The organism is Celeribacter indicus, assembly GCF_000819565.1.
Taxonomy (GTDB): domain Bacteria; phylum Pseudomonadota; class Alphaproteobacteria; order Rhodobacterales; family Rhodobacteraceae; genus Celeribacter; species Celeribacter indicus.
Window position 1 is genome coordinate 3909406 of record NZ_CP004393.1, and the last position, 23726, is coordinate 3933131.

22 protein-coding genes are annotated in these 23726 nt (G+C 67.6%); 11 read left to right on the forward strand and 11 right to left on the reverse strand.

Annotated features, from left to right (window positions below; translation table 11 throughout):
- Positions 1-3 precede the first annotated feature (3 nt).
- Entirely contained in the window at positions 4-828 is an 825-nt protein-coding gene (gene panB, locus P73_RS19230; protein ID WP_043870835.1) for a 3-methyl-2-oxobutanoate hydroxymethyltransferase, read from the forward strand.
- Between the two features lie 369 nt (positions 829-1197).
- Positions 1198-2112 (forward strand): pirin family protein, encoded by a 915-nt coding sequence (locus P73_RS19235; RefSeq protein ID WP_043870836.1) that lies wholly within the window; start codon positions 1198-1200, stop codon positions 2110-2112.
- A 57-nt stretch (positions 2113-2169) separates the two neighbouring features.
- Here the strand turns inward: P73_RS19235 and P73_RS19240 are convergent, their stop codons facing one another.
- Together P73_RS19240 and P73_RS19245 are read right to left on the reverse strand one after the other, a co-directional pair.
- Positions 2170-2388: a CsbD family protein gene (locus tag P73_RS19240; RefSeq protein WP_420836123.1), complete on the reverse strand. Its 219-nt coding sequence runs from the start codon at positions 2386-2388 to the stop codon at positions 2170-2172.
- Between the two features lie 119 nt (positions 2389-2507).
- Positions 2508-3494 carry a 2-hydroxyacid dehydrogenase gene (locus tag P73_RS19245; RefSeq protein WP_043870837.1) on the reverse strand — a complete coding sequence of 329 codons (987 nt, stop codon included), beginning with the start codon at positions 3492-3494 and terminating at the stop codon, positions 2508-2510.
- A gap of 203 nt (positions 3495-3697) precedes the next feature.
- On the opposite strand from P73_RS19245, the gene P73_RS19250 reads away from it, so the two are divergent.
- Positions 3698-4273 (forward strand): SH3 domain-containing protein, encoded by a 576-nt coding sequence (locus tag P73_RS19250; protein ID WP_043870838.1) that lies wholly within the window; start codon positions 3698-3700, stop codon positions 4271-4273.
- 268 nt (positions 4274-4541) lie between these two features.
- Positions 4542-5420, forward strand: a complete 879-nt coding sequence (locus P73_RS19255; protein ID WP_043870839.1) for a cation diffusion facilitator family transporter — start codon at positions 4542-4544, stop codon at positions 5418-5420.
- On the opposite strand, the gene P73_RS19260 is transcribed toward P73_RS19255, so the two are convergent.
- From P73_RS19260 to P73_RS19280, 5 genes are all read right to left on the reverse strand, one after another.
- A complete protein-coding gene (locus P73_RS19260) occupies positions 5417-7438 on the reverse strand; it encodes a M3 family metallopeptidase (RefSeq protein ID WP_043870840.1) in 2022 nt (673 codons plus the stop codon). The two genes, P73_RS19255 and P73_RS19260, sit on opposite strands and share 4 nt — an antisense overlap.
- A gap of 51 nt (positions 7439-7489) precedes the next feature.
- The gene (locus P73_RS19265) at positions 7490-8542 is read right to left on the reverse strand and encodes a HesA/MoeB/ThiF family protein (protein WP_043870841.1); all 1053 of its coding nucleotides are present in this window, start codon (positions 8540-8542) and stop codon (positions 7490-7492) included.
- The gene (gene dut, locus P73_RS19270) at positions 8539-9006 is read right to left on the reverse strand and encodes a dUTP diphosphatase (protein ID WP_043870842.1); all 468 of its coding nucleotides are present in this window, start codon (positions 9004-9006) and stop codon (positions 8539-8541) included. The genes P73_RS19265 and dut overlap by 4 nt, the downstream gene beginning before the upstream one ends.
- Positions 9007-9027: 21 nt before the next feature.
- On the reverse strand, positions 9028-10227 hold the full coding sequence (coaBC, locus tag P73_RS19275) for a bifunctional phosphopantothenoylcysteine decarboxylase/phosphopantothenate--cysteine ligase CoaBC (protein WP_043870843.1): 1200 nt from the start codon (positions 10225-10227) through the stop codon (positions 9028-9030).
- Between the two features lie 62 nt (positions 10228-10289).
- Positions 10290-11171: an RNA polymerase factor sigma-32 gene (locus P73_RS19280; RefSeq protein WP_043870844.1), complete on the reverse strand. Its 882-nt coding sequence runs from the start codon at positions 11169-11171 to the stop codon at positions 10290-10292.
- Between the two features lie 114 nt (positions 11172-11285).
- Between P73_RS19280 and cobU the strand changes: the two genes are divergently transcribed.
- From cobU to P73_RS19300, 4 genes are all read left to right on the forward strand, one after another.
- Positions 11286-11819 (forward strand): bifunctional adenosylcobinamide kinase/adenosylcobinamide-phosphate guanylyltransferase, encoded by a 534-nt coding sequence (gene cobU, locus P73_RS19285; protein ID WP_052453599.1) that lies wholly within the window; start codon positions 11286-11288, stop codon positions 11817-11819.
- Positions 11816-12385: a histidine phosphatase family protein gene (locus P73_RS19290; protein ID WP_043870846.1), complete on the forward strand. Its 570-nt coding sequence runs from the start codon at positions 11816-11818 to the stop codon at positions 12383-12385. The genes cobU and P73_RS19290 overlap by 4 nt, the downstream gene beginning before the upstream one ends.
- A gap of 78 nt (positions 12386-12463) precedes the next feature.
- Positions 12464-13150 carry a glutathione S-transferase gene (locus P73_RS19295; protein ID WP_043870847.1) on the forward strand — a complete coding sequence of 229 codons (687 nt, stop codon included), beginning with the start codon at positions 12464-12466 and terminating at the stop codon, positions 13148-13150.
- A gap of 101 nt (positions 13151-13251) precedes the next feature.
- Positions 13252-14763 (forward strand): YifB family Mg chelatase-like AAA ATPase, encoded by a 1512-nt coding sequence (locus P73_RS19300; protein WP_043870848.1) that lies wholly within the window; start codon positions 13252-13254, stop codon positions 14761-14763.
- On the opposite strand, the gene P73_RS19305 is transcribed toward P73_RS19300, so the two are convergent.
- The 4 genes from P73_RS19305 to rsmI form a co-directional block, all read right to left on the reverse strand.
- Positions 14733-15596, reverse strand: a complete 864-nt coding sequence (locus P73_RS19305) for an alpha/beta hydrolase (protein ID WP_052453425.1) — start codon at positions 15594-15596, stop codon at positions 14733-14735. The two genes, P73_RS19300 and P73_RS19305, sit on opposite strands and share 31 nt — an antisense overlap.
- A 34-nt stretch (positions 15597-15630) precedes the next feature.
- Positions 15631-16572, reverse strand: coding sequence for a glutathione synthase (gene gshB / locus P73_RS19310; RefSeq protein ID WP_043870849.1), 942 nt, complete (start codon positions 16570-16572; stop codon positions 15631-15633).
- A gap of 137 nt (positions 16573-16709) precedes the next feature.
- On the reverse strand, positions 16710-17117 hold the full coding sequence (locus P73_RS19315) for a YraN family protein (RefSeq protein WP_043870850.1): 408 nt from the start codon (positions 17115-17117) through the stop codon (positions 16710-16712).
- A 21-nt stretch (positions 17118-17138) separates the two neighbouring features.
- Positions 17139-18035, reverse strand: coding sequence for a 16S rRNA (cytidine(1402)-2'-O)-methyltransferase (rsmI, locus tag P73_RS19320; protein ID WP_043870851.1), 897 nt, complete (start codon positions 18033-18035; stop codon positions 17139-17141).
- A gap of 114 nt (positions 18036-18149) precedes the next feature.
- Here rsmI and P73_RS19325 point away from each other — a divergent pair, with 114 nt between their 5' ends.
- From P73_RS19325 to murJ, 3 genes are read left to right on the forward strand one after another with little or no spacing between them, the layout of a single operon-like run.
- The gene (locus tag P73_RS19325) at positions 18150-19328 is read left to right on the forward strand and encodes a penicillin-binding protein activator (RefSeq protein WP_043870852.1); all 1179 of its coding nucleotides are present in this window, start codon (positions 18150-18152) and stop codon (positions 19326-19328) included.
- A complete protein-coding gene (locus P73_RS19330; protein ID WP_043870853.1) occupies positions 19288-22110 on the forward strand; it encodes a [protein-PII] uridylyltransferase in 2823 nt (940 codons plus the stop codon). The genes P73_RS19325 and P73_RS19330 overlap by 41 nt, the downstream gene beginning before the upstream one ends.
- Positions 22107-23642 carry a murein biosynthesis integral membrane protein MurJ gene (gene murJ, locus P73_RS19335; protein WP_043870854.1) on the forward strand — a complete coding sequence of 512 codons (1536 nt, stop codon included), beginning with the start codon at positions 22107-22109 and terminating at the stop codon, positions 23640-23642. Before P73_RS19330 ends, murJ begins: the two co-directional genes overlap by 4 nt.
- The last annotated feature ends 84 nt before the right edge of the window (positions 23643-23726 follow it).

A 23726-nucleotide genomic window follows, 5' to 3' on the forward strand; every position in this document is an offset into this window, starting at 1 on the left:
ACCATGTCCACACAGACCGAAACCATCCGCCGCGTGACCGTGCCGCAGATCCGCGCGCGCAAGGGCGGCGAGCCGATCGTCTCGCTCACCGCCTATCACGCGCATACCGCCGCCATCGCGGAGAAATACTGCGATTTCCTGCTTGTGGGCGACAGCCTCGGCATGGTGATGCACGGGATGGAATCCACCGTCGGCGTGCCGCTCGAACTGATGATCATGCACGGCAAGGCCGTGGTCCGCGGCACGAAACGCGCCCTCGTGGTGGTCGACATGCCCTTCGGCTCCTATGAGGAGAGCCCGTCGCAGGCCTTCCGCAACGCCGCCCTGATCATGAAGGAAACGCAGTGCCAGGCCGTCAAGCTCGAAGGCGGCGCGCGCATGGCCGAGACGGTCAGGTTCCTCACCGAACGCGGCATTCCGGTGATGGCGCATATCGGCCTCACCCCGCAATCGACCAACATCATGGGCGGGTTCAAGACGCAGGGCCGCGAGGAAGACAGCTGGTATTTCCATATCGAGGACGCGAAGGCCGTGGCCGAGGCCGGCGCCTTCGCCGTGGTCGTCGAGGGGGTCGTCGAACCGCTCGCCGACAAGATCACCCAGGCGATCGATGTGCCCACCATCGGCATCGGCGCCTCGAAGAGCTGCGACGGGCAGATTCTCGTGATGGAGGACATGCTGGGCCTGAACGACTGGGTGCCGAAATTCGTGAAGAAATTCGGCGCGGTCGGCGCGGCGATCGAGGAAGCCATCGCGGAATATGCCGAGGACGTCAGATCCCGCGCCTTCCCCACGCCGGAGAATGTCTACAGCGTGAACAAGAAATAGGAAAAGCGCCCCCAGGGGCGCTTTTCGAGTATTTCCGGCACAAAGGAGACAGGGACGCGCCTGCCCCGGAGGGAAATGCGCCCTGGCCGCCGGTGCATGGCACTGTGGCGTCTCCGGAAGGGTTCCAGGCCCACGGGCCAGGGCGTCTCCTTCGTGCACGGTCATCGGCTCTCCAGCCTGTACCGCAGGCACAGCATGACATGACAAGATTGACGCGCTCCTAACGCGCGCCTGTTTCCTTTGTGCCCAAAATACTCCTGCGACGCCTGGCCCTGCGCGACAGTGCACAGAGGACGTTCGTCCGTGGATGTTTGCGCACAGCTCCCCGCGCCCCACATGAGGAGGAAATCCTGTCGAAGGAGACCCCTCATGACATTCCGACCCGTCAAGTCCCTCTCCGAAGGCGACTTCACCCTCGAAGGCGCCGGCGTTCACCTCTACCGCGCCTTCGGCTTTCACAAGCCGCGCGAATTCGATCCCTTCCTGCTGTTCGACGATTTCCGCAATGACGACCCCGAGAAGTTCGCGGGCGGGTTTCCCTGGCATCCCCACCGGGGGATCGAGACCATCACCTATGTGCTCGAGGGCGAGGTCGAGCACGGCGACAGCCTCGGCAACAGGGGCGTGCTCGGGGCGGGATCGGTCCAGTGGATGACCGCGGGCTCGGGCATCCTGCATCAGGAGATGCCGCGCGGCAGCGCCGCGGGCCAGATGCACGGGTTTCAGCTCTGGGCGAACCTGCCCTCCGCGCTGAAGATGACCGCGCCGCGCTACCAGGACATCCAGGGCAGCGACATTCCCGAGATCGTCGACGACGACGGCACGCGCGTGAAGATCATCACAGGCAGTTTCTGGGGACAACGTGGGCCGGTCGATGGCATCGCCGCCGATCCGCTCTATCTCGACGTCTCCGTCCCGCCGAACACGCGCAAGGTGCTTCCGGTCGACACCCATGCCAATACCTTCGCCTATATCTTTGCCGGCAGCGGCGCCTTCCGGGACGCGTCGCGCCCCTATGGCGTGCGCGTGGAGAAGGAGGTGAAGGGCGAGGAGGTGAACATTCGCGACATGTCCGGCAATCGGACGCTGGTGAACTTCGACACTGGCGACGAGATCGTGGTGAATTCGGGTCCCGAGGGCCTGCGCTTCCTGCTGATTTCCGGTCAACCGCTTCAGGAGCCCGTCGCCTGGCACGGGCCGATCGTGATGAACACGCGCGAGGAGCTCCTTCAGGCGATGCAGGAGTTGAGGAACGGCACGTTCATCCGGGACGGACGGCAATAAACGAAAAAATGCGGGGCCCCTGTCGGGACCCCGCATCCGCTCCTGCTTCTGCTGCGTTCACATCGCGGAGACGCGGGTGCTCCAGGAATTCACGGCCTCACGGGCTTCGTCCTTGGTCTTCCCGTAGTGCTCCTGGATCTTGCCCTCGAGCTGATCTCGGTTGCCGTTGATGACGTCGAGGTCGTCATCCGTGAGCTTGCCCCACTCCTCCTGGGCCTTGCCCCGGAACTGCTTCCATTTACCTTCGATGACGTCCCAGGCCATGGGATCCTCCATTGTCAGTTCGATTTGACAACATAACGCCGATCCCCCGGCGGGAAGTTCCCTCCACAGGCGAAAATGCCGCCGGGATCACAGCCGTGGCCGCAGGAGAAAACCACCCGGCCCGCCACCGCTCAGAGCTTCGCGGGATCGACCAGATCCGGCAGCGGATCCCCCTGTGCGAAGGCATGGATGTTGTGCAGGACCTTCTCCCCCATCTCGATACGCCCTTCGACCGTGGCCGATCCCATATGCGGCAGAAGCACCACGTTCGGAAGCTTGCGCAGGCGCGGGTTGATGTGATGCCCGCCCTCGAAGACGTCGAGCCCCGCGCCGCCGATCTCCCCCGCACGCAGCCCCCGCGTAAGTGCGTTCTCGTCGATCACCTCGCCGCGCGAAGTGTTCACGATCACCGCCGTCGGTTTCATGAGCTTCAGCCGCCGGGCGTTGATCTGATGATAGGTGGAGGGCGTATGCGGGCAGTTGATCGACAGGATGTCGACCCGCGACAGCATCTGGTCGAGACTGTCCCACCAGGTCGCCTCCAGATCCGCTTCGATCTCTGGCGCCACGCGCGTGCGGTTATGGTAATGCACCGACAGGCCGAAGGCGCGGGCCCGGCGTGCCACCGCCTGTCCGATCCGGCCCATTCCGAGGATGCCGAGCCGCTTGCCGGTGAGCCGTCGTCCGAGAAAGGCGGTAGGCGCCCAGCCTTCCCACGCCCCCGATTGCATCATCGCCTGGCCTTCGGAGATGCGGCGGGTGACGGCGAGGACGAGGGCCATGACGATATCGGCCGTGTCCTCCGTCGCCACGCTCGGCGTGTTCGACACGAGAATGCCGCGCCGCGCCGCCACGGCCACATCGACATGATCCATCCCGGTGCCGTAGTTCGCGATGAGCTTCAACCGCGGCCCCGCCCGTTCCAGAAGATCCGCGTCGATCCGGTCGGTGATGCAGGGCACGAGCACATCGCAGGATTGCATCGCCCGCGCCAGGTCCTCGCGCGCGAGCTTCCTGTCCCCGATGTTCAGCGTGACGTCGAACAATTCCTTCATCCGCGTCTCGACCGGCTCCGGCAAAGCCCGCGTGACAACCACCTTCAGACGGTTCTGCGCCATTCCCGCACCTCTCGGCTTCTTTTTCCCGCGCATACTGCAAACCCGATTGCATCCCGGCAAGGCGTAACGGATAAAAAGCGCGACGGCGGACGGAATGGCCGCGGCGGACCGACGTGACACCTGCGGTCGGCGCGGCCCCGGAAAAACCGCTGCGGAGCAGATCGGACGGAACGATGGTGCGCGGAGTCCCGTGTCTTCAGTCAATGCGGCGAAAGGCTGCCTGTGGCCTCGGGGCAGTCGCCCTGGCGTGCGCGCTGCTCGCCGGCCACGCCCGCGCGCAGGACGCGCCGGTCCCGACGGCGCCCCCGGCGCCGAAACCGGAAACGCCCGCCCCGGATTACACGGGGCCCAAACGCGGCTCGGTCACCAACCTGCCGCTGCCGCGTTTCGTCTCGCTGAAGGCGAACGAGGCGAATGCGCGCCGCGGCCCCTCGCTGTCGCACCGGATCGACTGGATCTTCACCCAACGCGGCTATCCGCTCGAGGTCATCGCGGAATACGGCCATTGGCGGCGCGTGCGGGATGTCGAGGGCGCGACGGGATGGCTCCATTACTCGCTGATTTCCGGCGTGCGCACCGCGCTCGTGCAGGAGGAGGAAGCGGATCTCTATTCCCGCGCCGACACCTCCTCCCGCGTCAATGCGAAGGCGGAACGCGGCGTGATCCTGCGCCTCCAGGAATGCAGCATCTCCTGGTGCAAGGTGACGGCCTCCGGCGAGAAGGGCTGGGCGCTGAAATCCGCCCTCTGGGGGGTCAGGGCGGACGAAATCCTCGAGTGACGCAGGACGGGGCAGATCAGGCCATCGCCGTGGCGTGCGGCCGTCCCGATGACCTGAGGCCGCTCCCCCGACCCGACCCGACCCGACGCCGCCTGGAACGCAACGGCCACCGACACCCGCGGCGGACGGAAACGATGGACAGTTTCGACTCTGCGGGCTATGACCTCTGGCTCCTTGAAAGGCGATGTCCCGAATCCCCGCCGCGCCCGGAGGCGGATCCGCGACAAGCCGATGCCGGACCGATCCGCCCGAAGGAGGAGTTTGCCTCATGACCGAAACGCGCCTCAATCTCTCGGCTGGCCTCGCCTCCGTCTCCGTCGCAATGGTGCTCGTGATCGCAAAGCTCTGGGCGCTCGGCGCGACCGGCTCGCTCTCCATCGCCGCCTCGCTTGCCGACAGCGGCGTGGACCTCATGGTGTCGCTCGGCGGGCTGCTCGCAATCTTCTACGCCTCCCGCCCTCCCGACGAGGATCATGCCTTCGGCCATACCTCCGCGGAGGATCTCGCCGCCCTCGGCCAGTCGATCTTCATCCTCGTCTCCGCGGGGATCATCGCCGTCACCTCCGCCCGGCGGCTGCTGTCGGACACGCCGGTCCGCGTCGAAAGCGAACTCGGCGGCATCGCGGTCATGGGGGTCTCCATCGTGCTCACCGTCTGCCTCGTCCTCTGGCAGCGGCGCGTCGCCCGCCGCACCGGGTCGAAGGTGGTCTCCGCCGACAGCCTGCATTACCTCGGGGATCTCATTCCCAATATCGGTGCCATCGTCGCGCTCTTCGCCTCCCGCGCCTTTGGCCTGGCGCAGATCGACAGCGTCGTGGCCCTCGGTGCGGCGGCGATCATGGCCTTCGGCGCGCTCAGGATCTGGAAATCCGCCTGGGACGCGCTCATGGACCGCTCCGCCCCCGCGGAGATGGTGCAGGACATCGAACGCATGGCCACCGAATATCCGGGCGTGCATGCCTATCACGACCTGAAAACCCGGATGGCCGGATCGAAACCCTTCGTCAACATCCATATCGAGGTGGATGGCGACCAGACGCTGCGCGAGGCTCACGCGATCTCCGCGGGCCTCAAGCGCCAGATCCTCGACAGCTATCCCACCGCCGACGTTATCGTGCACAAGGACGTGGCGGGCGAGGCCGATTAGGCCTCGACAAGCCCCCGCCCCTTCAGGAGCGCGCCGACCCCCGGCATCCGCCCACGGAAGGCGGTGTAAAGATCTTCCGCATCCTCCGATCCGCCACGCGAGAGGATATGCGCCTCGAGACTCTGCGCCGTCGCCGGGTCGAAGGCGCCCTTTTCCTCGAACGCCTCGAACGCATCGGCATCCATCGCTTCCGACCACATGTAGCTGTAATACCCAGCGCTGTAGCCGTCGCCTGAGAAGACATGGGCGAAATGCGGGGTCGCATGGCGCATCGTGATCGCCTTCGGCATGCCGATCCGCCCGAGCGTTTCCGCCTGCGCGGCCATCGGATCGGCGGGCGCGGCGCCGTCGTGGAAATCGAGATCGACGAGTGCGGAGGCGACATATTCCACCGTCGCAAAGCCCTGATCGTAGGTCTGCGCGGCGAGCAGCCGCTCGAGCATCTCGCGCGGCATCGGCGCGCCGGTCTTCGCATGGGTGGCGAATTCCGCCAAGACATCCGGCACTTCGAGCCAATGCTCGTAGAGCTGGCTCGGCAGTTCCACGAAATCGCGTGCCACCGACGTCCCGGAGATCGATTCGTAGGTCACGTCCGACAGCATCTGGTGCAGCGCGTGGCCGAATTCGTGGAACAGCGTGCGCGCATCGTCATAGGACAGGAGCGCCGGTTCGCCCTTCGGCGGCTTGGCGAAATTGCACACGTTGAGCACGATCGGGCGAATGTCGCCCTCGAGCTTCTGCTGGCTGCGCATCGTGGTGCACCACGCGCCCGAACGCTTCGAGCCGCGCGCGAAATAGTCGCCGATGAAGACCGCGACATGCGCACCGTTCCGCGTCACGTTCCAGGCGCGCGCATCCGGGTGATAGGTGGTCACGTCGAGCGGAGAGAATTCGAGACCGAAGAGACGGTTGGCACAGGTGAACGCCGCCTCGATCATCCGCTCGAGTTGCAGGTAGGGCTTCAGCTCCGCCTCGTCGAGATCGTGTTCCGCCTTGCGCCGTTTCTCTGAATAATAGCGCCAGTCCCACGGCTCCAGAGCGCCGTTGATCCCGTCGCGCGCCATCATGTCGGTCAGCACCTCCGCATCGCGCAGCGCCGCCGCCTTCGCCGGCTCCCAGACCCGCATCAGCAGCTCGCGCACCGCCTCCGGGGTCTTCGCCATCTCGGTTTCGAGCTTGTAGGCCGCGAAGCTTTCGTAGCCCAGAAGCTTCGCCCGTTCCTCCCGCAGCTTCAGGATCTCCGCGGCGATCTCCCGGTTGTCGGTCTCGCCGCCGTTCATGCCGCGCGCGATCCAGGCCTTGAACGCCCGTTCGCGCAGGTCGCGGCGCGGGGAGAATTGCAGGAACGGCACGATGAGCGACCGCGACAGGGTGACGACCGGCCCGGCGGCGCCCTTTTCCTCTCCGGCCGCGCGCGCCGCATCGACGACGAATTGCGGCAGGCCCTCGAGATCGCCTTCGGACAGGTCCATGAACCATGTGCGCTCGTCGGCCAGAAGGTTCTGGGTGAACTGCGTGCCGAGACTCGCGAGCCGGGACTTGATTGCTGCCATCCGCTCCTTTTCCGCGCCCTCGAGCTTTGCCCCCGACCGGACGAAGGACCGGCGGGTGAGCATCAGCACGCGGGCCTGTTCGGGCGAGAGGCCGAGGCTGTCGCGCGCCTGCCAGAGCGTCTCGATGCGCGCGAAGAGTGCGGCGTTGGCGGTGATTTCCGACGAATAGGCCGCAAGCAGCGGCGAGAGATCCCGCATCAGCGCATCGCGCGCCTCGTTCGTATCCGCGCCGGCCATGCCGTAGAACGTGCCGAGCACCCTCGACAACAGGCGATCCGCCCGTTCCAGCGCCTCGATCGTGTTGGCAAAGCTCGGCGGCTCCGGGTTTTCCGCGATCGCGGTCACGTTGTCGCGTGCCTCCGTCAGGGCCGCCTCGACCGCGGGCATGACATCGGCATCCTCCAGATCGGCGAAGGGCGGAAGAGAAAATTCGGACGTCCAGTCGGACAGATATGCGTTGCTCATCGGCGTCTCCTTTGAGGCCAAGCTATGCCCGCGCCCGTCCGGAGAAAAGGGTCAGTGGTGATTTTGCATTCCGCAGACCGGGCAATCGGCGCGCTTTTTCACCGCGATGGTCCGGCACTCCGCATAGAGGGCGTCATAGATCGTCAGGCGCCCGGCCAGCCCCTGCCCCGCGCCGGTGATCTCCTTCACCGCCTCCATCGCCATCATCGTGCCGAGAATGCCCGGCAGGGGCGCCGCGACCCCCGCCTCGGCACAGCTCGGCACCATGCCGGGCGCGGGCCGTTCGGGAAAGATGCATTGGTAGCACGGGCCGGTCTCATGCGGCTTATAGGTGCTGATCTGGCCTTCCCACTGTGTGATCGCGGCGGCGATCAGCGGCTTTTTCGCGGCAACGCAGAGCCGGTTCACGAGATAGCGGGTATCGAAATTGTCCGTGCCGTCGAGCACGAGATCGTACTCGTCGAGGAGCACCGCGCAACTTTCGTCGAAGCGGCGGTTGTAGGGGCGGATCTCGACGAAGGGATTCTGCGCCCGCATCGCCGCCGCGGCGGAGAACACCTTCGGCATGCCGAGGCTGTCGTCCTTGTGGATCACCTGGCGTTGCAGGTTCGACGGCTCCACCACATCGTCGTCGATGACGCCGATCACCCCGACGCCCGAGGCCGCGAGATATTGCAGCACCGGCGCGCCGAGCCCGCCCGCGCCGACCACGAGCACCTTCGCCTCCTTCAGGCTGCGCTGACCCGGCCCACCGATCTCGCGCAGGAGGATATGGCGCATGTAGCGCTCGAGTTCCGCCTCGCGAAACGGACCTCCGGGCGCAGGCGCGCCCGCCCCGTCCTGCGGCTCCGTCGCGCGGGCGCGCAGGGCCCGCAGGCCGAAGCGATAGGCGACCACCACGGCGGCGAAGATCCCGAGCAGCGCCCATTCTCCCGCACCGCCCCCCAGCGTCGCGCGAAACGCATTGCCCGGCGGCAGGACAAGAAGCGCAAGCAGGACGGCGAGGTAGAGCACGCCGATCATCGCCCATCGCGCCCGCGAAGGCGCTCCCATCGCATAGCCGGTTCCCCAGAGGGCGGCGGCGACGAGAAGGAAAAGGGTCATGACCGCCCGGTCGAGCCGAAGCCGCCGCCGCCCCGCGCCGTCGGGCTCAGCGTCTCGCTCACCGCGAAACGCCCCGTCACCACCGGCGCCACGACCATCTGCGCGATGCGGTCGCCATGGGAGATCGGGAAAGGCTCGCTCCCGAGGTTGATCAGGATGACTCCCACCGGACCGCGATAATCCGCGTCGATCGTGCCCGGCGCGTTCGGGATGGAAATGCCGTGTTTCAACGCCCAGCCGGAGCGCGGGCGCACCTGCACCTCATAGCCCGGCGGGATTTCCATCGCGAAGCCCGTCGGCACCAGGCGCCGCGCACCGGGCGCGAGCACAATCCCCTCGGCACGCAGTTCGGGCGGCAGGTTCGCGCGGAGATCCGCCCCCGCGGCATGTGCGGTCTCATAGGAGGGCAAGGCGACGGTGCGGTCCGCCTCCTCCAGCCATTTGATCTTGATCGCGACGGTCATGCGGCTCCTCGGCTCGTCAGGTCAGTGTTGCGACAGGTGGTCGGCGATCCGGAGCGCAAGCTGGCGCGCGACCTGCTCCTTCGTCATGCGCGGCCAGGCGTCCGCGCCGCGTTCGGTGATCAGCGTCACCGCATTCTCCGTCCCGCCCATGATCCCGGTCGCGGGCGAGACATCGTTCGCGACGATCCAGTCACAGCCCTTGCGCGCGCGTTTCGCAGTCGCATGGGCGATGACATCGTCGGTCTCGGCGGCGAAGCCGATGACGAGGCGCGGACGCCCCTCCGCCATCCGGCTCACCTGCGCGAGGATGTCCGGGTTCTCGGAAAAGTCCAGAACCGGGAGCTTTCCCTGCTCCTTCTTGATCTTCCCGGCCTTTTCCGCCGTCACCCGCCAGTCAGCCACGGCGGCGGCGAAGACGGCGGCATCGGCGGGAAGCGCGGCTTCGACCGCCGCCTTCATCTCCCGTGCCGTCTCCACCGCGATCACCTCGACACCCGCGGGCGGCGGCACGCGCGCAGGGCCGGTCACGAAACTCACCCGCGCGCCCAGATCGCGCAGCGCGGCGGCAATCGCCGCGCCCTGCGCGCCGGAGGAACGGTTGGCGATGTAGCGGACCGGGTCGATCGGCTCATGGGTCGGGCCCGAAGTGACGAGGACATGCCGGCCGGAAAGGGGCCCCTCGGCGAGCGTGGCGCGGATCGCGCCGAGGATATCCGGCACCTCCGACAGCCGTCCGGGTCCGAATTCGCCGCAGGCCATCGCTCCCTCCTCCGGCCCGACGACGCGCACGCCGTCGCCGCGAAGCGTCGCGATGTTACGCTGCATCGCCGGATGTTCCCACATCCGCACGTTCATCGCGGGCGCGACGAGCACGGGCGTGTCGGTGGCCATGAGCAGCGTGGAGGCAAGATCGCCCGCGAAGCCGTTCGCCATCTTCGCCAGCAAATCGGCGGTCGCGGGCGCGACGACCACGAGATCGGCGGCGCGGCTCAGCTGGATATGCCCCATCTCCGCCTCGTCGGTGAGATCGAAGAGATCGCGATACACCTTTTCGGCGGCGAGCGCAGAGACCGACAGCGGCGTCACGAACTCCTCGGCCGCACGGGTCAGCACGGGAACGACCCGCGCGCCCTGATCGCGCAGCCGCCGCATCAGGTCGAGCGACTTGTAGGCGGCGATCCCGCCGCCGATGATGAGAAGAATGGTCTTGCCGTTCAGCATCGCGCGCCCTTCGCCTTCCAGACAGCAGAAGGTGTAGGGCGCGCGCCCGGTGAACTCAAGCCTTAGCTCAGAAGCGAGGTCAGCGCCTCACCGTGCCGTTCCAGCGACTTGCGCATCTTCATGAATGCGCCCGCCTCGAGCTGCCGCACACGTTCCTTGGAGAGCGACAGCTCCTCGCCGAGGCTCTCGAGCGTGCGCGGATCGTCGGAGAGCTTGCGTTCGCGCAGGATGAAGCGCTCGCGTTCACTCAACTCGCCCATCGCCTCCTGGAGCCAGCCGGAAAGCTGGAGCTGATCGTGCGCCTCGCCCACGAGCTCGGCCGTCGTCTCGCCCTCGTCGGCGAGCGTGTCGATCCATTCGCGGCCCTCGTCCTCGGTCGACTGCTGCGCGTTGAGCGAGAAATCCGAGCCCGACAACCGCCCGTCCATCATCTCCACATCGCGCAGCGGCACCCCGAGATCCATCGCGATGAGTTGCAGGAGCTGGGCGTGGTCGAGATTGTCGCCCCGCGCCGTCGCCTCCCGTTCGAGACGGGCCTGAACGCGGCGCATGTTGAAGAACAGGGATTTCTGCGCGGAGGTGGAGCCGGTCCGTACCAGCGACCAATTGCGCATCACGTAATCCTGGACCGAGGCCTTGATCCACCACACCGCGTAGGTGGAGAACCGGACGCCCCGATCCGGGTCGAACTTGTCGGCCGCTTTCATCAGGCCGAGACCGGCCTCCTGGATGAGGTCGTTCATCGGTGCGCCGTAGCGCTTGAATTTCGCGGCCATCGAGATAGCTAAGCGCATATAGGCGGTGACGAGACGATGGAGGGCGGCCTCGTCGCGATAATCCCTCCAGGCGCGGGCAAGTGCGATTTCCGTGTCCGCGTCGAGCATTTCTGCCTTCATGGCGCGACGCGGCAAGCTGTGTTCCGATGCAGTCACATCGAGTGCCATTGTCAACCTCCCGGTGTTTCGGTTGCACGGCCGATAAAACCGGCCATTTGCGAGCGGCGGCTACTCCTGTTACGGAAAGCCTAACCAATTCGAATGACATTTGGTTTCACGAACATGTGCAAAAATCTCACGCTGGTCATAGGCGGCGCGTCTTCCGGGAAAACGAATATTGCTGAAAAATTGTGCGTTAACAGTAACTTGACTCTCGTCTACCTGGCCACGGCGCAGATCCTCGACGACGAAACGCGCACAAAGGTTGAGCGTCATCGCGCAGATCGGGGCGAGCTCTGGCGCACGATCGAGGAACCTTTTCGTGTCGACGAGACCGTGATCGCCGCCCGCCGGGGTGAAATTCTCCTGCTCGACTGCGCGACGATGTGGCTGACCAACCACCTGCTCGCGGATCATCCGCTCGCGGCGGAAACCGACCGCCTGCTCGCGGCCTGCGCCCGGAGCGCGGCGGAGATCGTCATCGTCACGAACGAGACCGGCATGGGCATCGTTCCGGAAAATGCGCTCGCCCGCCGGTTCCGCATCGAACAGGGCACGCTCAACCGCCGCCTCGCCGAACACGCCGCCCGCGTCATCGGCGTGATGGCCGGGCTGCCCTTCCCGCTCAAGGGCGCGCTGCCGGAGGGGGTCGCTTGAACCGGCTGTGGCTTGTCCGGCACGGCCCGACACATGCCCGCTGTTTCGTCGGCTGGAGCGATCTGCCTGCCGATCTGTCGGATCGTGCCGCGCTCGCGCGTCTCGAGGCCGCGCTGCCGCAGGTGCCGGTGATCTCCTCCGACCTGCGGCGCGCCGTGGACACGGCCACCGCGCTTCAGGGCCCGCGCCCGCGCCTCGCCCACGATCCCCGCCTGAGGGAAACCCATTTCGGCGCGTGGGAATTGCACAGCTGGGCACAGATCGAACAGGCCGACGCCGCACTGGCACGAGAGGTGTTCGAGACGCCGGGCAGCGCCGCACCGCCGGGGGGCGAAAGCTGGAACGCCTTCTCCGCCCGTGTCCATGCCGCCATAGACGCGCTCGACGGCGAGACCATCGTGGTCGCCCATATGGGCGTGGTCCTTGCCGTTCTGCAAAGGGCGCTCGGCGTCACCGCCTACGAGGCGCTGGCGCATCGCATAGACCCGCTCTCCTGCACCTGCATCGAGCGTCCCGACGGCGCGCAGGGGCACTGGCGAGCGGCAGCGATCAATCAAATTTACTGATCCATCTCATGACGCATATTCCGTGTCGCGATGACCGTTCCTTCGCTAGCATCACGACAGGCAGCGGGAGCAAAGGGCATGAGCTACGACCTCTTCATCGGTGACAGGGCCTTCTCGAGCTGGTCGCTCCGCGGCTGGCTCCTGTTCGTGAAATTCGGGATCCCGGTGCGCACGCATGTGCTCGGCCTCTATTCCGGCACGCTCTCCGACGATCTCCTCCCGCTCGCGCCGGCCCGGTTCGTCCCGACGGCGCGCACGCCGGAGGGCTGGGTGATCGGGGAGAGCATCGCGCTTGCCGAAACGCTGGCCGAACGCCATCCCGACGCCGGCCTCTGGCCCGAAGAGCCGGAGGCGCGGATCCTTGCGCGGTGGATCGTCGCGGAGATGCACGCCGGCTTCGCCGCGCTGCGCACCGCCTGCCCGATGCAGCTTTTCCACCAGTACCGGGGCTTTCAGGTGACGCCGGAGGTCTCCGCCGACCTCGCGCGGCTCGAGGAGATCCTCGGACAGGCCCTCGCCCGCTTCTCGGACGGGGGGCCGTGGCTGTTCGGGCGCTACAGCGCCGCCGACGCCTTCTACGCGCCGGTCGCGGCCCGCATCGCCGGTTACGACCTGCCGGTGTCCGACCGCCTCGCCCGCTACGTGGCGGCGCATCTCTCCGATCCGGCCTTCCGCTCCTGGCGCTCCGAAGGCATCGCCATGAGCTACGATCCCATGCCCTACGCACGCGACCTCCCGATCCGGGACTGGCCGGAGCCCGCCTGAAAAGGCGCGCCGCACGCCGCCGTTAACCGGTTGCTAACCAGCGCTGTCGTAGCACGGCAGGAGGCTGATCAGCGCGCGCAGGGCGCGAAAGGATATCGGGCATGGTGGCACGGACCTTTTCCGTCGCCTTCGAAGGCGTGGAGGCCCGGCGGGTCGAGGTGCAATGCGCCATCTCTCCGGGCCTGCCGGGATTCACCATCGTCGGCCTGCCGGACAAGGCGGTGTCGGAAGCCCGCGAAAGGGTCCGCGCCGCGCTCGCCGCCATGCAGATCGCGCTGCCCTCGAAGAAACTCGTGATCAACCTCTCCCCCGCCGACCTGCCGAAGATGGGCTCGCATTTCGACCTTCCCATCGCCCTCGCGATCCTCGCCGCCACCGGCCTCATTCCCGAGGAGGCGGCGGAGAAGACGCTCTCGCTCGGGGAGCTCGCGCTCGACGGCTCGCTCGTCGGAGTGACCGGCGCGCTGCCCGCCGCGCTCACGGCCGCCGAGACCGGCTGCGTCCTCGCCTGCCCCGTCGCCTGCGGCGCCGAAGCTGCCTGGGTCGGCGCCACCCCGGTCTACGGCGCTGCCAGCCTCGCCCATCTCCTGCGCCATTTCACCGGCGACCGTCCACTCCACGAAGCCGAACCGGGCGAGGTCACAGCCCCCGTGCATCACCGCGACCTGCGCGACGTGAAGGGACAGGAACGGGCCAAACGCGCGATGGAGATCGCCGCCGCCGGCGCGCACCACCTCCTCATGGTCGGCACGCCCGGCTCCGGCAAATCCATGCTCGCCGCCCGCCTGCCGACGATCCTGCCGCCGCTCGGCGCACATGAGGCGCTCGAAACCTCGATCATCCATTCGCTCGCGGGCCTCCTCGACGAGGGCGGCATTTCCCGCGCCCGCCCGTTCCGCGAGCCGCATCACACCGCCTCCATGGCGGCCATCGTCGGCGGCGGTCGCGGTGCACAGCCCGGCGAGATCTCCCTGGCCCATAACGGCGTGCTGTTTCTCGACGAATTGCCGGAGTTTTCCCGCGCCGTGCTCGAAACCCTGCGCCAGCCGGTCGAAACGGGCGAGGTGATGGTCGCGCGGGCCAATGCCCATATCCGCTATCCCGCCCGGTTCATGCTGGTCGCGGCCGCAAACCCGTGCAAATGCGGCTATCTGCCGGATCCGGCGCGGGCCTGCGCCCGCGTGCCCCTCTGCGGCGAAGACTACCTCGGACGCATCTCCGGTCCGCTCATGGACCGGTTCGACCTGCGGCTCGAAGTCCCGCCCGTCCAGTTTCTCGACCTGGGCCTCCCGGCCTCCGGCGACAGTTCCGCAACCGTCGCCGCCCGCGTCGCGCAGGCCCGCTCCCGGCAGGCCGACCGGCTCGAGGGGACGGGCCTGCGCACGAACGCCCAGATCGAGGGGCGCATGCTCGAGGAGGTGGCGGAGCCCGACGCCGAGGGCAAGGCACTGCTCGTGAAGGCCGCCGAAAAGCTCGGCCTCTCGGCCCGCGGCTATCACCGGGTGCTGCGCGTCGCCCGCACCATCGCCGATCTCGCGCAGGACCCCGCCGTGCGCCGCCCGCATGTGGCCGAGGCGCTGAGCTACCGCGTCGTCTCCGGCGCCCCGAACTGACGGTCGAGAAAACGGCGCACGCCCTCGAGCGCGTCATCCGCCTCCGGCAGCCATCCGTGCAGGATCTGCCAGACGTGCGGCAGATCGGGCCAGCTCTCGAGCGTCACCTGCGCCCCCTGCGCCTCCAGCCGTGCCGCCATGCGCCGGGTGTCGTCGGCAAGGATTTCGGTCCCGGCGAATTGCAACAGAACCGGCGGGCAGGCCGGAAAGGGCGCGAAGAGCGGCGAGGCGCGCGGATCGTCGGCGGGCGCGCCGCACAGATACCCGTCCCGCACCTCGGCGATCCGCTCCACCGGCAGCAGCGCCTCGCAACGCGCATTGCTCCGCAGCGTCCCACCCGTCAGCGTGAGATCGGTCCAGGGCGAAAAGGCGAAGGCGGCGCGCGGCGGGCGTCCCGCGACGCAGAGGCCGGAGAGCAGCGCGAGGCACAGGGCACCACCCGCGCTGTCCCCCCCAAGCAGCAGCGGCAGGTCGCTGCCCAGGCTCCGGCAGACCGCCTCCGCATCCTCGAAGGCGGCCGGAAACGGATGTTCGGGCGCGAGGCGATAGTCCGGCACCACGACCTCGAGCCCGGTCAGGGCGCAGAGGCGCCGGGCAAGCGGCCGGTGGGTCCGGCTCGAGCCCATCACATAGGCGCCGCCATGCAGGTACAGCAGACGCCCGCGCGCCCGGCCCCCCGGACGCAGGCGCAGGCAGGGCACGCCACCGGCGAGGATCCGCTCCTCCGCCACGCCGCGGGTGCGCTGGAACAGCCAGGCCTGCCGCTCGAACCGCCGGCGCTGCCGCGTCAGGGACCGCGCCTGCGCCAGCGCGGGCTTTTCGTGAAACCGCATCCAGGCGCTCAATAGGCGGGCCCGGCGGCTCATCTCAGCCGCGTTTCGCCTCGATGGCGATCCAGATGGCCTCCGCGGCATTGGTCCCGTCGAACCGCTCGAGCTCCTGGATGCCCGTCGGCGAGGTGACGTTGATTTCCGTGAGATAGTCGCCGATCACGTCGATCCCGACGAAGATCTGTCCCTTTTCCCGCAGGAGCGGCCCGATCCGCGCGCAGATCTCGCGGTCGCGCGCCGTCAGCCCGACCTTCTCCGGCCGGCCGCCGACATGCATGTTCGAGCGCGTCTCCCCCGCCTGGGGGACGCGATTGATCGCCCCCACCGCCTCCCCGTCGACGAGGATCACCCGCTTGTCGCCCTTCGCGACATCGGGGAGGAATTTCTGCACGATCAGCGGCTCGCGCGACATGCCGGTGAACAGCTCGTGCAGCGAGGACAGGTTGCGGTCGTTCGGGTCGAGCCGGAACACCCCCGCCCCGCCATTGCCGTAGAGCGGCTTGAGGATGATGTCGCCATGCCGCTCCTTGAAGGCGCGGATCGTCGACAGGTCGCGCGCGATGGCGGTCGGCGGCGTCAGGTCGGGAAAGCGCAGGACCAGAAGTTTCTCCGGATAGTTGCGCACCCAGAAGGGATCGTTCACCACGAGCGTGCCCGGCATGAGAAGCTCGAGAAGATGGGTCGTGGTGATATAGCCCATGTCGAAGGGCGGGTCCTGCCGCAGCCAGACCACGTCGTAATCGGACAGGTCGACCTCGGTCATCTCGCCGAGACTGTAGTGATCGCCCTCTACCCGGCGCACCTCGACCGGCCAGCCCCGCGCGGTGACCCGGCCCTCCTGGAAGGCGAGATGCTCCGGCGTGTAGTAGAAAAGGTCATGGCCGCGCGCCTGCGCCTCTTCCATGATGCGGAACGTGCTGTCGGCATTGATGTTGATCGGGCCGATCGGGTCCATCTGGATCGCGACTTTCAGGGGCAAGGCTCATCTCCGGCTGAGGCAGTTTCTCCCTAGATGGACCAGCCCCGGAAGGCATTCAACGGAAATGTCCTGTGCGAAGTCACACACAGGGCGTTCAGGCCGGTGCGTTCAGGTTGGTTGTGTTCGGGCCAGGGCGTTCAGACCAGCGCGTTCTCGAGAATCGCCACCTGCCCCTGGCCGTCGACCAGCGCCACGTCGATGCGCATGTCTGTCAGCAGCCCGTCAGGCTGGCGGCCGACATAGTCTTCCGCGCTCCGGCAGATCCGCGCGATCTGTCCCGCGCCGAGCTTTTCGGCTGCGCGTGCGTGGGTTTTCGACGCCTTCACCTCCACGAACACGAATCCCGTCCCGTCGCGAAAGATCAGGTCGATCTCCCCGCCCGCGCCGCGCCAGCGCGTTTCCGCGAGCGCATATCCCCGCGCCCCGTAATCGCGTGCGACCGAGGCTTCCGCGGCCCGGCCGAAGTCATGGGCACGCCGCCCGCGCGCCTGCCGCGCCTCCTGCGGACCGGCGCCTGCGAGATCGTCCGTAAAATCAAGTGGCATGTTCAGCGTCCTTTCCGTCCGTCATCCCGTCCGTCCCCGTTCCGGGTCCTCGTCGTCCCGTGCCTTCGCATCCATCGCGAGCGCCTTCTGATAGACCTCGCGCTTCTTCATCCCGTAGCGCGCGGCCACCTCCGCGGCCGCGTCCTTCACCGTCATCGTCGCGAGCGCGCGCTGCAACTCGGCCTCCAGATCCGGCGCGCTCACCTCCTCCTGTCCGCCGCGCCCCACGAGCAGCACGATCTCGCCCTTGACCGGCGCGTCCCGCAGAGCCACCTCCAGCTCGCGCAGGGTGCCGCGCCGCACCTCCTCGAATTTCTTCGTCAGTTCACGGCAGAGCGCGGCCGGCCGCGATTCCCCCAGAGTCTCGCAGAGTTCATTTAACGTTCGGTGAATCCGTTTCGGGCTCTCATAGAAGCCGAGCGTGGCGGGCACGGAGGCGAAGGCGCGGAAGGTCTTGAGCCGGGCGCCCTGCGCGGCCGGCGGGAAGCCCGCGAACAGGAAACGGTCCGACGGCAGGCCCGACACGGTGAGCGCCGCGATCATCGCGGAAGGGCCGGGGGCGGTGGTCACGGCCACGCCCGCCTCGAGCGCCTCCCGGCCCAGCGCGAATCCGGGATCGGCGACGAGCGGCGTCCCCGCCTCGGAGGCATAGGCGACGGATTTTCCCTCCGCGAGCAGCGCCATGATCCTCGGCCGGATGCGGGCGCCGTTGTGATCGTGATAGGCGATGAGAGGACGGCCGTTCAGGGGCAGGCCATGGATCTCCATGAGCCGGCGCAGCGAGCGGGTGTCCTCGGCGGCCAGCACATCGGCGGAGGCAAGAATATCGAGCGCGCGCAAGGTGATATCGCGTGCGTTCCCGATCGGGGTGGCGACGAAATAGAGGCCGGCGGGAAGCTGCTTGGGAATATGGGTCACGTCTCTCTCAGGGTTTTGCGGCGTTTACTCTTTCGGACGCGTCGCATAGTCTCGCCGCAAAATCACGCGACGCGCGTCGCCCCCCAACGTTCGCCGACAGGAGTGAGGTTTCCCATGTTCGCTGTTCTCCGTGCCGCCCGCAAGTCCCTCGGGAAACTTGCGCTCTGCCTTTCCTTCGTGGCCCTCGCCGCCTGTGATCCGGGTGCGATGCAGATGGGGGGCGGTCCCGCGATCAGCCGCGGAGGCCCGGTCCCCGTCGCGCTGCTCGTGCCCTACGAATCGACCCAGGGCGGCGACGTCGCGCTCGCCACCTCGCTCGAGAACGCGGCGCGCATGGCGATCGCGGATCTCGACGGGGCGCAGATCGACCTGCGGGTCTATCCCACCGGCGGCCAGGCCGAACGCGCCTCCTCTGCCGCCTCCCAGGCCGTCGCGGACGGGGCGAAGGTCATCCTCGGACCCGTCTATGGCGGCTCGGCGAAGCTCGCGGGGCTCGCGGCCGGGCGCGCGGGGGTGAACGTGCTCTCGTTCTCCAACAACCCGGACGTCGCCGGGGGCAATGTCTTCATCCTCGGCCCGACCTTCGACAACACGGCGAACCGCCTCGTCTCCTATGCCCGCGCCAACGGCAAGTCCCGGATCATGGTCGTGAACGGCCAGGCCGCGGCGGAACAGGCCGGAGCGGAGGCGATCAGGGGCGCCATCGCGCGGCAGGGCGCGACCCTGGCCGGACAGCAGAGTTTCGAACTCAGCCAGCAGGGCGTGGTGAGCGCGATCCAGCCGATCGCCTCCACCGCACGGTCCTCCGGCGCGGACGCGATCTTCTTCACCTCCGGCAACGACGGGGCGATGCCGCTCCTGGCGCAGATGCTGCCGGAAAACGGCATCCGCTCGCCCAACCCGCAATATATCGGCCTTCAGCGCTGGAACATCCCGCCCTCGGCCCTGAGCCTGCCGGGCCTCCAGGACAGCTGGTTCGCGATCCCCGACCAGCAGCTCGCCGCCAGTTTCTCCTCCCGCTATACCGCCCGCTACGGCAGCCAGCCGCACGCGCTCGCCGGGCTCGCCTATGACGGCATCGCGGCCATCGGCGCGCTCGCCTCCGAAGGCAACACCGGCACCCTGAGCGCACAGGCCCTGACCCGGCGCAACGGCTTCGTCGGCGTGAACGGCGTCTTCCGCCTCATGTCCGACGGCACGAACGAACGCGCCCTGTCGGTCGCCACGATCCAGAACAACCAGGTTATCGAGATTGACCCTGCACCCAGAGCCTTCGGCGGCTTCGGTTTCTGAGGAAGCCGGACTCGCCCGTTTCGTCCCGGCCGCTCCGGGATCCCTGATCTGCGCCGAAACCGCCATCTTCGACGTCGCCGCCGTGGCCGCCGAACTCGAAGCCGCATGGGCGGAGGCGACCGACGCGGCGGCGCTGCGCAAGGCGACGGTCGGCGTACTCGCCGCGGTGCAAAAGGCGGGGCGCGAGACGATCGCCGCCGCCATCGCCGAGGCGCCGCGCAACGCCCGTCCGGCGGTGCGCGCCTATGCCTGGCTTACCGACTGCATCGTGACATCCGTGCTCTACACCGCCCTGACGAAGCTGCATCCGAACCCGACCCCCTCGGAGGGCGAACGGATCGCGGTGCTTGCGGTCGGCGGCTACGGGCGCGGCGAGATGTCTCCCGAATCCGACGTGGACCTGCTGTTTCTCGCGCCCCACAAGATCACCGGCTGGATCGAAAGCCTCGTCGAGAGCATGCTCTACATGTTCTGGGACCTGCACCTGAAGATCGGCCATTCCACGCGCACGATCGGGGATTGCATCCGCCTAGGCCGCGAGGATTTCACGATCCGCACCGCCCTGCTCGAGCTGCGCTTCCTCGCCGGCAACCGCCGCCTCGCGAGGGATCTGCATGTCAGGCTGCGCGACGAGCTCTTCTCGGGGACGGCGCGGGAGTTCATCGAGGCGAAACTGGCCGAGCGCGAGGAACGGATCCGCAAGCAGGGCGGCCAGCGCTACGTGGTCGAACCGAACGTGAAAGAGGGCAAGGGCGGCTTGCGCGACCTGCACACGCTGTTCTGGATCGCGAAATACGTCCACGGCGTGCGCGACACCGCCGATCTCGTGCGGGCGGGGGTCTTCACCGCCGACGAATACCGCCAGTTCGAGGAGGCGGAGACCTTCCTGCACGCGGTGCGCAATGCGCTTCACCTGATCGCCGGGCGTCCGATGGACCAGCTCACCTTCGACATGCAGGTGGAGGTGGCCGACTTCCTTGGCTATGTCGACTATGGCGGCCGCCGGGCGGTGGAACATTTCATGCAGGATTACTTCCGCCATGCCACCCGCGTGGGGGAACTGACCCGCATCTTCCTCACGTCTCTCGAGGCGCAGCATGTCAAGCAGGGCCCGGCGCTCCAGCGCCTCTTCAAGCGCCGCCGCAAGATTGCCGCGCCCTACGAGCTCGTCAACAACCGGCTCGACATCGCCGATCCGAAGGCGTTCCTGTCCGATCCGGTCAATATCCTGCGCCTCTTCGAGGAGGCGCTGCGCACCGGCTATCTCATCCATCCGAATGCGATGCGGCTCATCTCCGCCAACCTCGACCGGATCGACGGGGAGATGCGCGAGGATCCGGAGGCGCAGCGGATCTTCCTCGACCTGCTGCTGAAACACGGCAATCCCGAACGCTCGCTACGTCGCATGAACGAGCTCGGCGTGCTCGGCGCCTTCATCCCGGAATTCCAGCATATCGTGGCAATGATGCAGTTCAACATGTATCACAGCTATACGGTGGACGAGCACACGATCCAGTGCATCTCCAACCTCGCGCAGATCGAGCGCGGGGAGCTGTCCGCGGACCTGCCGCTCGCCTCCTCGATCCTCGCCCAGGGGGTCAACCGACGGGTGCTCTATGTCGCGCTCCTGCTTCACGACATCGGCAAGGGCCGGACCGAGGACCATTCGGTGATCGGTGCCCAGATCGCGCGGCGCGTCGCGCCGCGGCTGGGACTGAAACCCGCCGAATGCGAGACCGTGGAATGGCTCGTGCGCTATCACCTCCTGATGTCGGACATGGCGCAGAAACGCGACATCGCCGATCCGCGCACGGTGCGCGATTTCGCCAAGGCGGTGAAGACGCGTGAAAGGCTCGATCTTCTGACCGTGCTGACGGTTTGCGACATCCGCGGCGTGGGACCGGGCGTGTGGAACAACTGGAAGGCGGTCCTCCTGCGCTCGCTGCACGCGCAGACCGCGCATGCGCTCGAGCACGGGCTCGAGGAGATCAACCGCGACGCGCGGGAGGGCGAGGCGAAGAAGGTGCTGCGCGCCGCGCTGTCGGACTGGGATCCCGCCGACCGCCGCGCCGAGCTTCAACGCCATTACGGCACCTACTGGCAGGGCCTGCCCTTTTCCGCACACGAGGTCTTCGCGCGGCTCCTGCGCGACATCCGGGACGACGAGATCCGCATCGACCTGCATCCCGACGAGGACCGCGACGCGACCCGCGCCTGCTTCGCCCTTTCCGACCATCCGGGGATCTTCTCCCGCCTCGCCGGGGCGCTCGCCCTCGTGGGGGCGAACGTGGTGGACGCGCGCACCTATACCTCCAAGGACGGCTATGCCACCGCGGTCTTCTGGATCCAGGACAACGACGGCAATCCCTACGAGGAAAGCCGCCTGCCCCGCCTGCGCCAGATGATCGGCAAGACCCTGCGCGGCGAGATCGTCGCCCGCGACGCGCTCAAGTCCCGCGACAAGATCAAGAAGCGCGAAAGCAAGTTCAACGTGCCCACCTCGATCATCTTCGACAACGAGGGCTCCGAGATCTTCACGATCATCGAGGTCGACACCCGCGACCGGCCGGGGCTGCTGTTCGATCTCACGCGAGTGCTCGCCGGCAACAATATCTCCATCGTCACCGCCCAGATCGCCACCTACGGCGCCCAGGTCGTCGACGTCTTCTATGTGAAGGACATGTTCGGAATGAAGCTCCACGCCGAACCCAAGCGCAGGGCGCTTGAAAAGAAACTGCGCGAGGCGATCGAGCTCGGCGCCGAGAGGGCCCGCTCCGAATGAAGCCCGCACGTCTCGTGACGGGGTTCGTGACCGTCGGCGGCTGGACCTTCCTGAGCCGCCTCCTGGGCTTCGTCCGCGATGCCCTCGTCGCCGCCTATCTCGGCGCGGGCCCTGCGGCAGAAGCCTTCGTCGTCGCCTTCTCGCTGCCGAACATGTTCCGCCGTTTCTTCGCGGAAGGCACTCTCAACGTCGCCTTCGTGCCGATCTTCTCGAAGAAGGTCGAGGCCGGGGAGAACGCGCGCCGCTTCGCCGAGGACACGCTCTCCGCCCTCGCCTTCGCACTCCTCGTGCTGACCGTGGTCGCGACGATCTTCATGCCCCTGCTCGTGACGGCGATGGCCGCCGGCTTCATCGGGGACGAACGGTTCGACCTTGCCGTCGACTACGGGCGCATCGCCTTTCCCTACGTGCTGTTCATCTCGCTCGGCGCGCTGTTCTCGGGGGTGCTGAACGCCACCGGACGCTTCGCCGCCGCAGCCGCGGCGCCGGTGCTCCTGAACATCATCCTGTCGCTCGCCATGATCGGCGCGGCAAAGACCGGCATTCCGGTCGAGCGCGCCCTGATCTGGGCCGTGCCCGTCGCGGGGATCGCCCAGCTCGCCGTCGTCTGGCGCGCGGCCGCGAAGGCCGGCTTCCCGCTGGTCCCGCACCGCCCGCGCTTCACGCCCGAAATCCGGCGCCTGCTCGTGCTGGCGACCCCCGCCGCGCTCGCCGGCGGCGTGGTGCAGATCAACCTGCTGATCGGACGGCAGGTCGCCTCCTTTTCCCAGGACGGCGCGCTGCAATATCTCAACCTTGCCGACCGGCTCTACCAGCTCCCGCTCGGCGTCGTCGCCATCGCCATCGGCATCGTGCTGCTGCCCGATCTCTCGCGCCGGCTCCAGGCGGGCGACGGCAAGGGCGCGCGCGACGCCTACAACCGGGCCTTCGAATTCGCGCTCCTGCTCACCGTGCCCGCCGCCGTCGCGCTCGTCGTAATCCCGGAGCCGCTCATCTCCTTCCTGTTCCAGCGCGGCGCCTTCACCGCGGAGGACGCCCACAAGACCGCGGTGGCGGTCATGATCTACGGCCTCGGCCTGCCCGCCTTCGTGATGCAGAAGGTGCTCCAGCCGCTCTATTTCGCGCGGGAGAACACCCGCACCCCGTTCCGCTTCGCGGTCTTCGCGATGGTGATCAACGCCGCCGTCGCGATCGGCCTCGCCTTCGTCATCGGCTATCTCGCCGCCGCCGTCGCCACGACCGTCGCCGCCTGGGCCATGGTCGCGCTCCTGTGGTTCGGAAAATCCGGAATGGGCGAGGAGGTGACGGCCGATCCCCGGCTGGTCCGCCGCACCCCGCGCATCCTCGCCGCGGCGGTGCTGATGGGGCTGTTGCTCTACGGCACGAACCTCGCCCTCGCGCCGGTGTTCGAGCTCTCGCGCGGCCTGGCCACGCTGCTCCTCGTCTCCGTGGGCATCATCGGCTATTTCGCGATCGCCCATGCCATCGGCGCCACCCGCTTTGCCGAGCTTAGGGGATCGGTGCGGCGCTGACCCGCTCTGCACGCGCAACCGCGCAACTTTTCACCGCACGCGCAACCGCGCAACTTTTCACCGCGCGCGCAACCGCGCAACTTT

Bases quoted from the DNA above. Each gene is read 5' to 3' on its own strand.
- panB (WP_043870835.1), top strand. From the start codon at position 4: ATGTCCACACAGACCGAAACCATCCGCCGCGTGACCGTGCCGCAGATC.
- P73_RS19235 (WP_043870836.1), top strand. From the start codon at position 1,198: ATGACATTCCGACCCGTCAAGTCCCTCTCCGAAGGCGACTTCACCCTC.
- P73_RS19240 (WP_420836123.1), bottom strand. From the start codon at position 2,388: ATGGAGGATCCCATGGCCTGGGACGTCATCGAAGGTAAATGGAAGCAG.
- P73_RS19245 (WP_043870837.1), bottom strand. From the start codon at position 3,494: ATGGCGCAGAACCGTCTGAAGGTGGTTGTCACGCGGGCTTTGCCGGAG.
- P73_RS19250 (WP_043870838.1), top strand. From the start codon at position 3,698: ATGCGGCGAAAGGCTGCCTGTGGCCTCGGGGCAGTCGCCCTGGCGTGC.
- P73_RS19255 (WP_043870839.1), top strand. From the start codon at position 4,542: ATGACCGAAACGCGCCTCAATCTCTCGGCTGGCCTCGCCTCCGTCTCC.
- P73_RS19260 (WP_043870840.1), bottom strand. From the start codon at position 7,438: ATGAGCAACGCATATCTGTCCGACTGGACGTCCGAATTTTCTCTTCCG.
- P73_RS19265 (WP_043870841.1), bottom strand. From the start codon at position 8,542: ATGACCCTTTTCCTTCTCGTCGCCGCCGCCCTCTGGGGAACCGGCTAT.
- dut (WP_043870842.1), bottom strand. From the start codon at position 9,006: ATGACCGTCGCGATCAAGATCAAATGGCTGGAGGAGGCGGACCGCACC.
- coaBC (WP_043870843.1), bottom strand. From the start codon at position 10,227: ATGCTGAACGGCAAGACCATTCTTCTCATCATCGGCGGCGGGATCGCC.
- P73_RS19280 (WP_043870844.1), bottom strand. From the start codon at position 11,171: ATGGCACTCGATGTGACTGCATCGGAACACAGCTTGCCGCGTCGCGCC.
- cobU (WP_052453599.1), top strand. From the start codon at position 11,286: ATGTGCAAAAATCTCACGCTGGTCATAGGCGGCGCGTCTTCCGGGAAA.
- P73_RS19295 (WP_043870847.1), top strand. From the start codon at position 12,464: ATGAGCTACGACCTCTTCATCGGTGACAGGGCCTTCTCGAGCTGGTCG.
- P73_RS19300 (WP_043870848.1), top strand. From the start codon at position 13,252: ATGGTGGCACGGACCTTTTCCGTCGCCTTCGAAGGCGTGGAGGCCCGG.
- P73_RS19305 (WP_052453425.1), bottom strand. From the start codon at position 15,596: ATGCGGTTTCACGAAAAGCCCGCGCTGGCGCAGGCGCGGTCCCTGACG.
- P73_RS19315 (WP_043870850.1), bottom strand. From the start codon at position 17,117: ATGCCACTTGATTTTACGGACGATCTCGCAGGCGCCGGTCCGCAGGAG.
- P73_RS19325 (WP_043870852.1), top strand. From the start codon at position 18,150: ATGTTCGCTGTTCTCCGTGCCGCCCGCAAGTCCCTCGGGAAACTTGCG.
- murJ (WP_043870854.1), top strand. From the start codon at position 22,107: ATGAAGCCCGCACGTCTCGTGACGGGGTTCGTGACCGTCGGCGGCTGG.